Genomic DNA, 15,480 nt, shown 5'->3' with positions numbered 1-15,480 from the left:
CGACATTCTGGCCGGAGTGGGTCGAGAGAGAAGCACCATCTCCGGAATGACATGGGAACGCATGAACTTGCCGGCTCAGCATCGCCGCAGCCGGTAAACGGAACGTCATCGTCCCCGCGCATGGCGGTGTCCCATTCGCGGCGGGTGTTGCCCGATTCCCACGCTTTCGCCTTCCTCCTGCCCCGTCCCGCGGCCCAGAACCGGGCATGGTCCCCCCTGAAGCGGGGTCGGACCGACCCTTCGAGGAGGATCGACTTGCCGAACCGTCATTCGCGACTGCCGCACCTCGCCGCGTTGCTGGCCCTGGGCGGCGCCGTCGCCGCCGCCATGCCGGCCCGCGCCAACCCGCTCGACAGCGGGCCGCTCGCCGACTTCATCAACGTCTTCAAGACCCAGGCCATTCCCCGGGAAACGGTCGCCTATGCCGGCAAGGAGAAGCCCGGCACCATCGTGGTCTCGACCTCGCAGCGACGGCTCTACTACGTGCTCGGCGGCGGCGCGGCGATCCGCTACGGCGTCGGTGTCGGGCGGCAGGGTTTCTCGTGGTCCGGCACCAAGACGGTGACGGGCAAGAAGGAATGGCCGGCTTGGCGCCCGCCGGCGCAGATGCTCGCCCGCCGCCCCGATCTGCCGCGCTACATGGCCGGCGGCCAGGACAACCCGCTCGGTGCGCGCGCCATGTATCTCGGCTCCTCGCTCTACCGGATCCACGGGTCCAACGAGCCGGAAACCATGGGCGCCGCCGTGTCCTCGGGCTGCATCCGGATGACCAACAAGGACGTGGTCGATCTCTATGATCGCGTCCGCGTCGGCACCAAGGTGGTCGTCAAGGACTGATCGTTCGGCGCCCGCGGACGATCCGGATCCGCGGGCGCACCATATCGGACCGCCCTGCCGGTCCTGTCGGCCGCGCGTCCTCCCTCGATTGTCCCCCGTCGCCCGAGTGGCGGGGAAGCGCTGCGCGTCACGCCACGGCACGAGCGATGATTGGTCCGAGGCATTCCTGCCGCGCCGTGCGGCCGATGGCGGGCGGTGTCCGCTGACGCGTTCTCATCCGGGCCATGCCGCCGCTGGCCGCGGCGATTTGAGGCTGTGGCGTCGTTGCCACAATCCCCCGCCTTCGCCCGTAAGTTTAGAACCAATAAAGTGTAATACAGGTCGAGTTTAAAATTATTATAATCAATCATCCGCGCCCTATTATGGCACAAGCTTGACGGTCGATCAGACTGCGTCGTAGCGGCCGTTCTCGTGACGTGCCGAGACGAGCGACTGCGGACATGATTTGTAAAAACAAGAAGAAAACAATCCAAAAATTTGGAAATTCAATACTTCTCTCGGTTGTGGTCGGTGGTGGAGCCGGCGTGTCGGGGACGGCGGCATTGGCCCAGCAGGCCGCGGATGCTAGCCAGGAAGTCCAGCTCGAAGAGCTCGCGGTCGCTGGCGATGGTCGCGGCGCGGGTGTCGGGGCCGGCAGCGGGGCGGGCGTTCCGCGGCTGAAGGCGGACGGCTACCTGGCGCGGGACAGCGTGAGCGCGACGCGCACGCAGACTCCTTTGCGCGAGGTTCCGCAGACGGTCGTCGTCGTGCCGGCGCAGACACTCACGGATGCGGCGGCGACGCGCATCGACAGCGCGCTCGACCTCGCCGGCGTGGGCCGGGCCAACAATTTCGGCGGTCTCGGCCTGTCGGAATTCACGATCCGCGGCCTCTCCACCGGCGAGTATTACCGCAACGGCTTCCCGATCAATCGTGGCTACGCGAACTCGCCCGACATCGTGTCGATCGAGCGCGTCGAGGTGCTCAAGGGCCCGTCCGCCTTCCTCTACGGCCGGGGCGATCCCGGCGGCACGTTCAACATCGTCACAAAGCAGCCGCTGCCCGAGCGCTCGCTGACGGTGGGCCAGCAGATCGGCAGCTTCAACAGCAAGCGCACCACCTTCGATGCCAGCACGGGCGCGCTCGACGCGAACGGGCAGGTGTTCGCCCGCATCACCGGCGCCTTCGAGGACAATGGCAGCTTCCGCGACTTCGTATCCAGCGACCGCTACTACATCGCCCCCGTCATCGCCTGGAAACCCAGCGCCGACACCACGATCACCCTGGAGGGCGAGTTCCTCAGCACCGCCCAGCCCCTCGACCGGGGCGTCGTGCCGATCAACCGCGACATCCGGGTTCTGCCGCGCAACCGCTTCATCGGCGAGCCGGCCATCGGGCCGAATTACAACGACAACGCCCTCGGCCAGCTGCGCGTCGAGCACAAGATCGACCCGAACTGGGTCGTCACCGCCGGGGCGCAGCTCCTCGGCGGCAACATTCGCGGCAACGCCGTCGGGACGCTCGGTGGGTTCCTGACCCAGCCTGTCGTCAACCGCGCCTACGAATTCCGTGACCTGACTTGGTCGGACATCAACCTGCAGCTCAACCTTGCGGGCAAGTTCGAGACCGGTCCGTTCCGCCACACCCTGCTCGCGGGTCTCGAATACGACCGCCTCCGCTATCGCGAAGTCTTCACACGGTCGAACGTGAACAACTTCCCGTTCAGGCTCAACCTGCTGTCGCCGAGCTACGGCCAGACCCTTCCGCCGATCACGAACACGGTCACCAACTTCCTCCAGCACACCGAGAGCTTCGCGGGCTACATCCAGGATCAGATCGACATCACGCCGCGCCTGCATGCGCTGGTCGGCGTGCGGGTCGAGGGGCTCGAGCTCTCCACCACCACCTACAACCCGCCCGCCACCCAGAGGACCAACCCGGCCAGCCGCGACGCAACGGTCGCGACACCGCGCTTCGGCCTCGTCTACGACGTGACCGAGGCCGTCTCGGTCTACGGCAATTACGCCCGCTCGTTCCGGCCCAACAACGGCGTCGACCGGAACGCGCAGCCCCTGCCCTTCCAAGGGGGCGAAGGCATCGAGGCGGGCGCCAAGGTCGCGCTTCTCGATGGGCGCCTGAACCTGAATGCGGCCGTGTTCGACATCCGGCGCACCAACGTTCAAGCCACCGACCCGACCAACACGAATTTCTCCGTCGCCGCAGGCGAGGTGCGCAGCCGCGGATTCGACCTGAGCGTCGCGGGCTATCTCGCGCCGGGCTGGCGGGTGATCGGCACCTACGCCTATGTCGATGCCGCCGTGACCCGCGACACCACGATCCCGGTCGGAACCCGGCTGGCGAACGTGCCGATGAACAGTCTCGGGCTGCAGAGCGTCTACGAGTTCCAGGGCGGCGCCCTGCGCGGGCTCGGGCTCGGCGGCGGTGTGACCTATGTCGGCGCCCGCAACGCCGCGACGGTGGCGTCGACCTTCCGGTTGCCCGAATACACGACGGTCAACCTGATCTCCTATTACTGGATCACGCCCGAGGTGAAGATCTACCTCAACGTCGAGAACCTGTTCGACAAGGTCTATTACGACCGCGCGTTCCAGAACCGCTACGCCACGCCGGGCACGCCTCGCGCGATCATGGGCGGCGTTTCGGCGCGGTTCTGAGGTCGCGATGCCGGCGGTGACGTGGCCCCACCCGGAGGGGAGCCTCGTCCGCCGCTTGAGCCGCCGCGTCGAGGCGTGTACGGCGCAAGCGTCATGCCTTCGCCTCATTCGAGGGGAAAGCAGGCCGCCCGCTCGTCCGGACGAGGATCGCGCCGGGCCCGCCTTGCGCGGCGCGGCGCAGTTCGGACAAGGGGCTCCGCGGGGTCCCGTCGCCGCGACGAGCCGGGCCGCATTTTCGTAAGACCGGTGCGCATCCTTCAAAAGGCGCTACGTCAACGTTCCAGGCGCCATCCGTCAAAGGGGTCATAACGCCGATGTTCCTTGCCAAGTCTTCCATGGCCAAGCCCTCCGCGCGCCCGCTTCGCGTGGCCGCCTTCCTCGCCATGGCGGGCCTCGGGGCCGGCTTCGGCGCGACGGCCTTCGCGCAGGCGCCTGCCAAGAAGCCAGCGGCCCCTGCCCCGACGCCGGCCCCCGCCCAGGCCCAGCCGGCGGCGCCCGCCGGGCAGCAGGCTCAGCAGACCGGCCCGCAGATCATCAACGTGAAGTCCGAGCCGAGCCAGGCCGACTGGACCAAGGTCTGCGGCAAGGACAACGGGTCGGGGACCGACGTCTGCTACACCACCCGCGACTTCGTGTCGGATTCGGGCCAGCCGGTGATGGCGGTCGCGCTCTACGACATGAAGAACGCGGCGGCGAAGCAGGAGGTGAAGGTCGTCCGCTTCCTCCTCCCGCTCGGCCTGATGCTCGCCCCGGGCATCCGCTTCAGCGTGGACGGCAAGGAGGCGACCGCCGGCAAGTTCGCCGTCTGCTTCCCCAATGGCTGCTTCGCCGAGGCCCCGAGCATCTCCCCCGAGCTGCTCGCCGCTTTCAAGAAGGGCACCACGCTCAACGTCTCGGTCCAGAACCAGACCCAGCGCGAGGTCGTGTTCGCCGTGCCGCTCGCCGGCTTCGGCAAGTCCTTCGACGGCCCGGCCATCGATCCGAAGGTGCTGGAGGAGCAGCAGAAGAAGCTGCAGGCCGAGATGGAGAAGCGCAGCGACGAGATGCGCAAGAAGCTGGAACAGCAGCAGGGTGGAGCCCCCGCTCCCGCCGCTCCGGCGCCCAGCGCCGCGCCGAAGTAAGCGCCGAGCCCGGCCCTTCGCTCTGGACATTCCCGTATCGCCCCGCCGCGGACCTCCGCGGCGGGGTTTTGCGTGTCTCGGGTCCGCCCCATCATCGCACGGACGATGCGGTCGGCCGGATCGCGTCCGTGGTGCGCGGATCAGCGGCAAGCCGCAGCGCCCTGGGGCGGTGGTGGTAGGTCCCGCCCGCTCCGGGCCGGCCCGCATCGAAGGGGGCGGTGCATCTCCACGCGGACGCTCGATCGCCCGTGGGTCCCCGCCTGATCCCGTTCGGCGGCGTGCAGGTGATGTCGGGGGCCACATCGCCCCCTGTGACGAGCTTGGCCACGGGGTTCCGTGGCCGACAGCGCCTCGAGCGGCCGGCCTATGACATCGCTGGTGCAAGCTTGGTTGCAGTTATCCGTCGGCCGTTCGGGAGTGGGCGGATGCCGAGACTCGGCGGACCCAGCGAGGCTGAGGGCCGCGTAGAGGCGGATGACAGGTTGGCTTCGGTCGCGTCGGCGAGCCGGCCTACTCCACGACCGTCGGTCCCGCCTCCGCCACCTCCACCACGGCGTCGGCACCGCGCACCACCTCGGCGGCGGCGGCCTCGGCGAGCAGGGCGTATCCGCCATCGGCCATGTGCAGGCCGTCCTTGGCGAAGAGTTCGGAGCGGGTGAGACGGCTCTGGGCGATCCAGCCGCGCATCAGGTCCGAGCGGCGGATCACCGGCACGCCGAGTTCCGCGCCGATGTCCCGCACGGCATCGCGAAACCGGTAGGCCCCCGGCGTCGCATCGAGCGTCGGGCACCATTGCGGTTCCATCAGCACCACGTCGATGCCGGCCGCGCGGATGCGGGCCACCGCCGCCTCCGTGGCCTCGCGGAAATGCGCCAGCGAGATCCCGCGCAGGGGATCGTTGCTGCCGGTCTGCCAGATCACCAGGTCGGGCGCGGGCGTGATCACGTCGCGGTCGAGGCGAGCCAGCATCTCGTCCACCGCCTCGCCACCGATACCGCGATTGTCGACGAGGATGTCGCCGGCGAGCTGCGGCAGGGCGCGGCGCAGCAGCGCCTCGAGGCGGGCCGGATAAGAGGCCGAGCGGGTGCTGGCGCCGATCCCCTCCGTCGAGGAAGAGCCGAAGGCGACGATCCGCAACGGCTCGCCCGCGGCGATGCGGCGGGCCACCCGCGGCAGGCTCCCCGGGGCGGGGGCGGGCTCGTCGTCGAACAGGCCGAGGTCGAGACCGGCCGGCAGCAGGTCGGCATAGGCGAGGACGGCGGTGGAGGACAGGCTGAGGGCGAGCCCGAAGATCGCCGCCCGCGTGAGCCGCTGGCCGGCGGGACGGCCCCGATTTCCGAAGAGCATCCGCATCACGGTCGCGACGTCCTGCACCCCACGGCGTCCGGTCAAAGACCTGGGCGACCGGCAGGCCGAGAGATGCGGAAGCCGATCTGCGCCTGCGGCAGGCCGGTCCGGGGCGATATCGCCCGGTTCTGGGGAGCGGGAAGATCGCGGCCGGCCCGGAGGGACCGTTGGAACCGGTGCCCACGACGCCGATCCCCTGCTCCGGTGGGGATTTAACGGAGGGCCCAAGATCCGGGCAAATGAAATAAATTGCGCAAAGGTTAACTGCCCCTAATGTGAATTGTGCGCAAAATGGGTGTTGCACCGGGCCGCCGGGGCGGAGCCCGCTCACCCCCGTGACCGCAGCGAGACCGAGCCGCTGCCGTGACGCTCGATCCAGCCCGACAGTTCGAGTTCCATGAGCAGGGACTGGACGACCCGCACCGGCAGTCCGGTGGCGCGGGCGAGCAGGTCGGTGCCGACGGGGGTTGGGCTCAGGGCCGCGAGAAGGCGTGCATGGGCATCGCCGGCTTCGGAGGGTCCAGATGCATCGAGGGCCGTCAAGGAGGGCGGCTCCTCGCACAGCGCGCCATGGGCGGGGCGACGGTCGCCGCCGTCGAGGTCGATCTCGTCCCAGTAATCCAGCGGTTCTGCCTCCGGTCGGTCGTTGACGCCGCCGCCCGGTACCGTACCGCCGGAGATCAGCGGTTCGATCACGGCCAGCACGTGCTCGACCTCCGCCACCAGCGTCGCGCCCTGGCGGATCAGATCGTTGGTGCCCTCCGCCCGCGGATCGAGGGGCGATCCGGGTACGGCGAACACCTCCCGCCCCTGTTCGAGGGCGAAGCGCGCGGTGATGAGCGAGCCGGAGCGCCGCGCCGCCTCGATCACGACGGTGCCGAGGCTGAGTCCCGAGATGATGCGGTTGCGCCGGGGGAAATCGCGCCCGCGCGGCACCCAGCCCATCGGCATCTCGGCGACGAGCGCCCCGCCCGCCCCGAGGATCTCCTCGACGAGACTCCTGTGGTTGTCGGGGTAGATCTTGTCGTGGCCGCCCGCCAGCGCCGCCACGGTGCCGCCGCCGAGGGAGGCACGGTGGGCGCTGGCATCGATGCCGCGGGCGAGACCGGACACGACGACGAGGCCCGCCTCGCTCAAGCCGCGGGCGAGCCGCTCGGTGAAGGCGAGGCCGGCGCTCGAGGCGTTGCGCGAGCCGACGAGGGCGACCGACGGTTTCAGGATCGCACCGACTTCGCCGCGCAGGGCGATCAGGGGCGGCGCCGTATCGGTGGCGTGCAGGCTCTTGGGATAGTCCGGTTCGCCCATGGCGAGGTAGCGCACGCCGAGCCGTGCGGCGGCGGCCATCTCCCGCTCGGCCAGGGTCTTCGAGGCCGGCACGGTCGGCTTGCCCGTGCGCCGGGTCAGGTCCGGCAGGGCATCGAGGGCGGCAGCGGCGCTGCCGAAGCGGTTGATGAGGCCGCGGAAGGTGCGCGGACCGACCCCCTCCGTGCGAATCAGACGCAGCCAATCGAGGCGCTGCGCGTCGGTGAGCTGCATCGCGTACCCCCATGTCCGGGAGTCGGTGTCAGCCCTTCTGCCCGATCCGCCCCTCGGTGCCCGCGGCGAGCCTGCGGATATTGGGAGCGTGCTTCCACCATAGCAAAGCCGCGAGAACGAGGAAGAGCGCTGCAACGTCTCCGTGTCCCAGGGCCCACAGGACCAGCGGCGTCGCGGCGGAGGCCGCGAGGGCGGCCAAGGAGGAATATTTCAGCGCGAAGGCGAGGCCGAGCCAGATCGCCGCGAAGGCGAGCAGAGTCGGCGGGCTGAGGGCGATGAGAATGCCGATGAAGGTCGCCACTCCCTTGCCGCCCTTGAAGCCGAGCCAGACCGGGAAGAGATGGCCGAGGAAGGCCCCGAGCCCGGCCGCCAAGGCCGGCCCCTCGCCCCATAAGCCTGCGATTAGCACCGCGGCGGTGCCCTTGAGGGCGTCGCCCAGTAGCGTCGCGGCGGCGAGTCCCTTACGGCCGGTGCGCAGGACGTTGGTCGCCCCGATATTGCCCGAGCCGATCGCCCGCACGTCGCCGAGCCCGGCGATCCTGGTGAAGATCAGCCCGAACGGGATCGAGCCGAGGAGATAGCCGAAGGCGAGCGCCGCGAGCAGCAGCGGCCAGCCGGCTTCGAGAAGAGCGTTCATGCGGCGACTTCGAACAGGTCGGAGCGATGGACGATCCGGCCGCCGACGACCGTCAGGACCGCCGCCCCCTGGAGCCGGGCCTCGTCGAACGGCGAGTTCTTGGAGCGCGATTTGAGCTGCCTCTTGTCGAGGACGTAGGGCAGATCGGGATCGATCAACACGAGGTCGGCGGGCGCGCCGGCTGCCAAGCGGCCGGCTTCGCGCCCGAGGAGCTTCGCGGGATTGGCCGAGAGCGCGGCCAGGAGCCGGGGCAGCGGAACGTCGCCGGTATGGAGGAGGCGGAACGCGGCGCCGAGCAGGGTCTCGATGCCGAGCGCGCCGTCGGCGGCTTCGGCGAAGGGCAGACGCTTGGTCTCCACGTCCTGGGGATTGTGATCGGAGACGATCACGTCGATCACGCCCTCGTTCAGCGCGGCGATCACCGCCTGCCGATCGTCCTCGCGGCGCAGCGGCGGGGAGAGCTTGCAGAAGGTGCGATAGTGGCCGATGTCGCCCTCGTTCAGCACGAGGTTGTTGACCGACACGCCGCAGGTGACCGGCAGGCCCGCCTCCTTCGCCCGCCGCACGATCTCGACGGAATCGGCACACGAGATCATCGCCGCGTGGTAGCGCCCGCCGGTCAGGCGCACGAGGCGGATGTCGCGCTCCAGCATGATCGTCTCGGCTTCCCGGGGCACGCCCAGCAGGCCGAGGCGGGAGGCCATTTCGCCCTCGTTCATGACGCCGTCCGCCGCGAGATCCGGCTCCTCGACATGCTGCATGAGGAGCGCGCCGAAATCGCGGGCATAGGTGAGCGCGCGGCGCATCACCTGGGCGTTGGTCACCGCCTTGAGCCCATCGGTGAAGGCGACGGCGCCGGCCTCCTGCAGCAGGCCGAACTCGGTCATCTCGCGGCCCGCCAGACCCTTGGTGATGGCGGCGGCCGGCAGGACGTTGACGCTCGCCGTGTCGCGGGCGCGGCGCAGCACGAAATCGACGATGGGCGGGCCATCGATGACCGGGTTGGTGTCCGGCATGCAGACCAGGGTGGTCACGCCTCCCGCGGCGGCGGCGGCGCTCGCCGAGGCCAGGGTCTCGCGGTGTTCCGCGCCGGGCTCGCCGACGAAGGCGCGCAGATCGATCAGGCCGGGGGTCAGCACGTGCCCGCCGCAATCGATCCGGGTCGCCTGATCCGGCGCGCCGGGGGCGGCGCCCCAGGCCACGTCGTCGATGCGGCCGTCGCGCACCAAGACGGCGCCGGGACCCGCGCGGCCCGTGGCCGGGTCGAGGAGCTGCGCGTTCGTGAGGAGGAGCGGAGCGACTGTCATCGGCCGAGTTCGACGATTCCCCATGCACCCGGCCGAGCCTGGGCCGGGCGCCGCGCATGTCGGTAAACCAGTGTCGAGGCCAGAACCAGAGCCTCCGCACCGGGCGCAGGAGCCCGAAGGCGGTTCGCCGGGGTTTCGCCGCCTGTACGTTGCGAGAAGCGCACGGGAGGTCCGCCGGCTCACCGGGAGGTCGCGGGCGCCCGGGAAAGCCGGGCGCGGTCCTGTCACCCTGGGGGCGACGCCTGCGGCAACGCGCGAGCCCCTTGCATTCATCCCGCGACACTCTGTAATGGTATCGACCCCATTCCCGAGTTGGCGCTTCGGCGGCCCTCGGGCGCGCCCGGGTCTCGTGACGGCGCCTGCCTCGCTCGAATTGCTTCAGCGTCAGTCGGCGCCTCCCGGCATCCGGGCGGGTGTCACGGCATTTGCGGCCTCCTCAAGGTTCAGGGGGCGCCGCACCCATGAAATCCCGAAGGGCCGCTTGCCGGCCTGCTCTTTTCGCGAGGCCGGTTCAAGGATGGGAGGACGCACAGCATCGGTTGCCGTTGCTCGTGCTCGTGGCGCGCGGTTTCCGCGTCGCCCCGCGTCTCCCTCCGTGCCGGCCCTGTTCAACCCCCAGCGCGCCGATGCCCGGCGCCTTACGGCGGTTGACGGCAATCCCCTCCCCGCATCTTCCGCGACCTCGGTGACGAGGCCGGCACGCGTCTTTCCCTTTCCGGCCCTGAGGCCGGGGGCGGCGCCGCCGGGACCAAGCGGCGCGAGCGCGAGGCGAACGACGTCGGCCGCCATGTCGAAAGCACGTCATGGCCAACAACAAGATGCTCATCGATGCGACGCACCCGGAGGAGACCCGGGTCGTCACGGTCCACGGCTCTAAGGTCGAGGAATTCGATTTCGAGGCCGCCAACCGCCGGCCTCTGCGGGGCAACATCTATCTCGCCAAGGTCACCCGCGTGGAGCCCTCGCTTCAGGCGGCCTTCGTCGAGTACGGCGGAAACCGCCACGGCTTCCTCGCCTTCAACGAGATTCACCCGGACTATTACCAGATCCCGATGGCCGATCGCCTCGCCCTGCTGGAGGCGGAGGCGCGCGAGGAGGAGGAGCACCGCGAGCGCGAGGAGCGCCGCACGCGGGGCCGCCGCGCGCGCGGGCGCCGGGCCGAGGCCCGGGGGGCCCGTTCCGACGAAACCGTCTCGGCCGAGGATTCGTTCGGCGAGGCCGTGAGCCCCGACGCCGCCATTCCCGGTGAGGGCCCGGCGGCCGATTCCGAATCGCCCGTGGCGATCGAGGCCGTGCGTGCCGCGATCGTCGAGGAGGATGGCGAGGGGGCCGTGTTCGGTGCTGCGCCGGAGGAGATTCCCGTGCCGGGCGGCGACGCCTCCGCGGCCCTGCCCGAATCGGCCCTGGAACCCGGCGCCGATGCGCCCGCCGCCGAGTCTGCCGAGCCGAAGGTCGAACCGTCCGACATCGCCGCGATCTCCGAGGCACCGAATCCGCCGGTCGAGGACGCCGGGTCCGCTTCCGAAATCGAACCCGCCGAGGCGACGCCGCAGCCGGTCGCGGCCTCCGCCCCCGTCACGGAGGAGGCGCGTGACGTCGCCCCCGATGCCGACGAGGATTCGGAAGAGGACGAGGACGACGAAGAGTCCGACGAGGACGATTCTGACGAGGACGACGAGGATTCGGACGATTCCGACGAGGACGAGGAATCGGACGACGACGAAAACGACGAGGATGGCGAGCCCAAGGTCGCCCAGGTCGGCGGCGCCGGTGACGCGCTCGCCGAGCTGCCCGAGCGTCCCCGCGCCTATCGCCGCCAGTACAAGATCCAGGAGGTGATCAAGCGCCGCCAGATCATCCTGGTGCAGGTCGTCAAGGAGGAGCGCGGCACCAAGGGCGCGGCGCTGACGACCTACCTGTCGCTCGCCGGCCGCTACTCGGTGCTGATGCCCAATACCGGCCGGGGCGGCGGCATCTCCCGCAAGATCACGAGCGCGGCCGACCGCAAGCGCCTGAAGGAGGTCGTCTCCGATCTCGACGTGCCGGAGGGGATGGGGATCATCCTGCGCACGGCCGGCGCCTCGCGCACCAAGCCCGAGATCAAGCGCGACTTCGAATACCTGATGCGCCTGTGGGAGAGCGTGCGCGAGCTGACCCTGTCCTCGACCGCCCCGGCGCTCGTCTACGAGGAAGGCTCGCTGATCAAGCGGGCGATCCGCGACCTCTACAACAAGGATCTCGACGAGGTTCTGGTCTCAGGCGAGGACGCCTATCGCGAGGCCAAGGACTTCATGCGGATGCTGATGCCCGGCCAGTCGAAGGTCGTGAAGCCTTACCGCGAAGTGGCGCCCCTCTTCGCCCGCTACGGTGTCGAGCAGCAGCTCGACGCGATGTTCTCGACCCATGTGGCCCTGCGCTCGGGCGGCTACCTCGTCATCAACCCGACCGAGGCGCTGGTTTCCATCGACGTGAATTCCGGCCGCGCGACGCGCGAGCACGACATCGAGGACACCGCGCTCAAGACGAACCTCGAAGCCGCGGAGGAAGTCGCCCGTCAGGTGCGCCTGCGCGATCTCGCCGGCCTCGTCGTGATCGACTTCATCGACATGGAGGAGAAGCGCAACAACCGCGCCGTCGAGAAGCGGCTCAACGAGGCGCTGAAGAACGACCGCGCCCGCATCCAGGTCGGCCGCATCTCGCCCTTCGGCTTGCTCGAGATGAGCCGCCAGCGGATTCGCACCGGCGTGCTCGAATCCTCCTCGATCCCCTGCCCGCATTGCGGCGGCTCGGGCTTCGTCCGCGCGACGTCGTCGGTGGCTTTGCACATCCTGCGCTCGCTGGAGGAGGCCCTGATCAAGTCCTCCTCGCACAACCTGATCCTGCGCACCCATACCGAGGTCGCGCTCTACATCCTCAATCAGAAGCGGGCCCATCTCTACGATCTGGAGATGCGTTTCTCCGTCGCCATCACGATCTCGGCCGACGAGCGTCTGGCCGCGACCTCCGCGTTCCAGCTCGACCGCGGCGACCTCGCCGCGAAGACGGCCGGGCCGGCCACCGGCGTGCGGGCCGTCGCGATCTCCCCGGTCTACGAGGCCGAGGAGTTCGAGGACGACGTCGTCGAGGACGAGGTCATCGAGGCCGAGGCGGAAGCCGAGGAGGCCCCCGCCGAGAGCCGTCCGGCCGCGGAGAGCAGCGAGGAGGGCGGCCGCCGCCGCCGCCGTCGCCGTCGCCGGGGTGGACGCGGCGGCGAGGGCGAATCCCGCGCCGGCGGCGAGGAGAACGAGCAGGACGGCGACCAGGACGGTGCGCCGGACGGCGGCGAGGAACCCGATGCGGTCGCCGCCCTCGAGCGCGGGGACGAAGCCGAGGACGCTGAGGTCGCCGAGGAGTCCGGCGAGGCCGTGCAGGCTTCCGCCGAGCGGGACGAGACCGCTTCGGAGGGTGACGCCAACGGCCGCCGCCGCCGCCGGGGTCGCCGTGGCGGCCGGGGCCGGGCCCGCGGTCGTGAGGATGGGCAGGACGCCGTTCAGGACGAGGCCGCCGACGCCGACGAGGTGCAGGCCGGTGCGACGGAGTCGGTCCGTGCCGAAGCGCCCGCCGAGGAGACGGCTGCCGACGCCCTGCCGGTCGGCCCGGAAGAGCCCGTGAGCGTCGCCGACGTGACCACCGTCGCCATCGATGCCCGCAACGGTGCCGCCGCCGCGCCGCCGCCGGTCGCCCCCGCGCCGGAGGCCGAACCGATCGCGGCGGACGCGCTGCCGCCGGCCGCCGCGCCGGTCGAGCCGGCGCCGGAGCCGGTGGCCGTGGTGCTCACGCCCCCCGATCCGAACCGTCCGAAGCGGGCCGGCTGGTGGTCGCGCACGAAGGCCGCGCTCAGCGGCGAGTAAGCCCAAGAATCGGGGCCGGGTTCTCCCGGCTCCGTTCGGCAACGGGTCCGCACGGCGGATTCTCCGCCATCGGGTTCCGTCCTGCTCTTCGAGTGCGTGCTGCTTTTCTACGGAAACAGCGGCACGCTCTATCTCTTCGTAGTCGCACGACGATTCCGGAAAACCGGATTCCACGTTTCCGCATCGTGTTCTAGGATCGACGGCAACGCCCGATGCCGGTCACGGATGGCGCGCGCAGTCCATCCGGCGGTCCCGGTATGACGACGGCGGACGAGGGCGCGAGCGAAGGTTCGGCCCGCTCCGGTCTCGATTCCCCGCTACCGCCCGAGCCATCCCTTGATCCGCGTCACCGCCTCGCGACACGCCGCCTCCGAGCCCGCGAAGGAGAAGCGGACGTGGTGGGCGCCCTCCCCCGGATCGAAATCGAGGCCGGGGGTCGCCGCCACCCCCGTCTCGTCGAGCATGCGCCGACAGAACGCGGTCGCGTCGTCCGTGTGCCGGGCGATGTCGGCGTAGAGGTAGAAGGCGCCGTCCACCGGGTGGATGCCGGTGAAGCCCAGCCCCGGCAAGGCGTCGAGCAGAATGGCCCTATTGCGGGCATAGCCGTCGCGAACGGCACCGATCTCGTCGAGCGCGTCGAAGGCCGCGAGTGCCGCGATCTGGGAGAGGTAGGGCGCCGAGATGTAGAGGTTCTGCGCCAGCCGCTCGATCGGCCGGACCAGGGCGTCGGGCACGACCATCCAGCCGATCCGCCAGCCGGTCATGCAGTAGAATTTCGAGAACGAGTTGATCACCACGGCATCCGGGTCGAACTGGAGGGCCGTCGCCGTCGGCACGCCGTAGCTGAGGCCGTGATAGATCTCATCGGAGATGAACGGTAGGCGCAGAGCCCGGGCGGTGGCGCAGAGATCGGCGAGGCGGTCGGGCTCGATCACCGTGCCGGACGGGTTGGCCGGGCTCATCACCAGCAATCCCGCCAGGGTCTCGGCCGCGTGGACCTCGCGCACCAGGGCGCTGGTGGGGGCGAAGCGGTCCTCGGCGCGCAGGATCAGCGGCTGCGGAATCAGGTCGAGCGCGCGCAGGATGCCGTGATAGGCCGGATAGCCGGGACACGGCACGCCGACCTTCGCACCCGCGTCGAACAGGGCCAGGAAGGCCAGGACGAAGCCCGCCGACGACCCCGTCGTCACCACGACCCGCTCCGGAGGAATCCGGACCCCGTAGGTTTCGGCGTAGTGGCGCACGATGCGCTCGCGCAGGCGCGGCATTCCCAGCGCCTCGGTATAGGGAATGCGCCCATCGGCGAGGGCGGTCTGCGCCGCGGCGATCACCGCCCGCGGCGCGGGGGCCGAGGGCTGTCCGACCTCCATATGGATCACGCTCTCCCCGCTCCGCTCCCGGATGCCGGCGGCGGCCATGACGTCCATGGCGAGGAAGGGGGCGACGGCCTGGACCCGACGCGAGAGCGACGGGTCGGGATCGATTCGCATGGGAGGCTCCGTGGGCGCGGGACGCGCCGCCCATAGCAGATTGAGATGGCGGAGCGAGGGGAAAGCCGATGTGAAACGGCCTGCCGAAGGTTGCGCCCGCTCGCGATAGGGAGATTCGGTCCAGGCTTCGACAATGCTACCTTGGATTGATAAGGGTGTTGCTGATTCTCTCTCAGAATGCAGCTTTATGGGCCGAGTCGAAAAGCGTCTCGAAGCGATCCGGAACAGCCCGCTCGGCGATTGGACCATTGCCGATGTCGAGGCCGTCTGCCGCGCCTTCGGGATCGCTTGCCACCCGCCGACCCGGGGCTCACATTACGATCTGTCGCATCCGAGCCAGACTGACATTTTGACCGTGCCGTTCAAGTGACCGATCCGCCCGGTCTACATCCGGCGGTTCGTTGCCTTCGTGGATCGCGTCAGGAACCTGTCCGATGTTCGTTCGTGACTATTACGTCAGACTGGACTGGCTTCCCGCCTCCGAAGGTGGCGGATGGTGCGCGACTGTGCCCGATCTTCCCGGCTGCATGTCGGACGGCGAGACGGTCGAGCAGGCTATGGCGAATGTCGAGGACGCCATCGAATGCTGGATTGCGGCGGCGCGTCGCTTGGGACGGGACGTTCCGAATCCAGCCGAAATCACCGCCCGTCGGGCCTAGCC

General features: G+C 69.8%; 11 protein-coding genes. 6 read left to right on the top strand and 5 right to left on the bottom strand.

Annotated elements, in window-relative coordinates:
* The first annotated feature begins 327 nt into the window (after nucleotides 1–327).
* From OWC43_RS13195 to OWC43_RS13185, 3 genes are all read left to right on the top strand, one after another.
* On the top strand, nucleotides 328–837 hold the full coding sequence (locus tag OWC43_RS13195; RefSeq protein WP_238308295.1) for a L,D-transpeptidase: 510 nt from the start codon (nucleotides 328–330) through the stop codon (nucleotides 835–837).
* Between the two features lie 440 nt (nucleotides 838–1,277).
* Nucleotides 1,278–3,491, top strand: coding sequence for a TonB-dependent siderophore receptor (locus OWC43_RS13190; protein ID WP_393956989.1), 2,214 nt, complete (start codon nucleotides 1,278–1,280; stop codon nucleotides 3,489–3,491).
* A 314-nt stretch (nucleotides 3,492–3,805) separates the two neighbouring features.
* The gene (locus OWC43_RS13185; RefSeq protein ID WP_393956988.1) at nucleotides 3,806–4,612 is read left to right on the top strand and encodes an invasion associated locus B family protein; all 807 of its coding nucleotides are present in this window, start codon (nucleotides 3,806–3,808) and stop codon (nucleotides 4,610–4,612) included.
* A gap of 510 nt (nucleotides 4,613–5,122) precedes the next feature.
* Here OWC43_RS13185 and OWC43_RS13180 read toward each other — a convergent pair.
* The 4 genes from OWC43_RS13180 to OWC43_RS13165 form a co-directional block, all read right to left on the bottom strand.
* Entirely contained in the window at nucleotides 5,123–5,959 is an 837-nt protein-coding gene (locus OWC43_RS13180) for an SGNH/GDSL hydrolase family protein (protein ID WP_393958555.1), read from the bottom strand.
* A gap of 327 nt (nucleotides 5,960–6,286) precedes the next feature.
* Nucleotides 6,287–7,495 (bottom strand): DNA-processing protein DprA, encoded by a 1,209-nt coding sequence (gene dprA / locus OWC43_RS13175; protein ID WP_393956987.1) that lies wholly within the window; start codon nucleotides 7,493–7,495, stop codon nucleotides 6,287–6,289.
* A 28-nt stretch (nucleotides 7,496–7,523) separates the two neighbouring features.
* Complete coding sequence (gene plsY / locus OWC43_RS13170) at nucleotides 7,524–8,132, bottom strand: glycerol-3-phosphate 1-O-acyltransferase PlsY (protein ID WP_393956986.1); 609 nt, start codon at nucleotides 8,130–8,132, stop codon at nucleotides 7,524–7,526.
* Nucleotides 8,129–9,439 carry a dihydroorotase gene (locus tag OWC43_RS13165; protein WP_393956985.1) on the bottom strand — a complete coding sequence of 437 codons (1,311 nt, stop codon included), beginning with the start codon at nucleotides 9,437–9,439 and terminating at the stop codon, nucleotides 8,129–8,131. The genes plsY and OWC43_RS13165 overlap by 4 nt, the downstream gene beginning before the upstream one ends.
* 803 nt (nucleotides 9,440–10,242) lie before the next feature.
* Between OWC43_RS13165 and OWC43_RS13160 the strand changes: the two genes are divergently transcribed.
* Nucleotides 10,243–13,329 carry an Rne/Rng family ribonuclease gene (locus OWC43_RS13160; protein WP_393956984.1) on the top strand — a complete coding sequence of 1,029 codons (3,087 nt, stop codon included), beginning with the start codon at nucleotides 10,243–10,245 and terminating at the stop codon, nucleotides 13,327–13,329.
* Nucleotides 13,330–13,646: 317 nt separating this feature from the next.
* On the opposite strand, the gene OWC43_RS13155 is transcribed toward OWC43_RS13160, so the two are convergent.
* Nucleotides 13,647–14,813, bottom strand: coding sequence for a pyridoxal phosphate-dependent aminotransferase (locus OWC43_RS13155; protein ID WP_393958554.1), 1,167 nt, complete (start codon nucleotides 14,811–14,813; stop codon nucleotides 13,647–13,649).
* 193 nt (nucleotides 14,814–15,006) lie between these two features.
* On the opposite strand from OWC43_RS13155, the gene OWC43_RS13150 reads away from it, so the two are divergent.
* Together OWC43_RS13150 and OWC43_RS13145 are read left to right on the top strand one after the other, a co-directional pair.
* Nucleotides 15,007–15,189 carry a type II toxin-antitoxin system HicA family toxin gene (locus OWC43_RS13150; RefSeq protein ID WP_393956983.1) on the top strand — a complete coding sequence of 61 codons (183 nt, stop codon included), beginning with the start codon at nucleotides 15,007–15,009 and terminating at the stop codon, nucleotides 15,187–15,189.
* 64 nt (nucleotides 15,190–15,253) lie between these two features.
* On the top strand, nucleotides 15,254–15,478 hold the full coding sequence (locus tag OWC43_RS13145; RefSeq protein ID WP_137829193.1) for a type II toxin-antitoxin system HicB family antitoxin: 225 nt from the start codon (nucleotides 15,254–15,256) through the stop codon (nucleotides 15,476–15,478).
* The last annotated feature ends 2 nt before the right edge of the window (nucleotides 15,479–15,480 follow it).

Source organism: Methylorubrum sp. POS3 (genome assembly GCF_043352485.1).
Classification (GTDB): domain Bacteria; phylum Pseudomonadota; class Alphaproteobacteria; order Rhizobiales; family Beijerinckiaceae; genus Methylobacterium; species Methylobacterium suomiense.
This window is presented reverse-complemented; position numbering and strand designations above follow the sequence as displayed.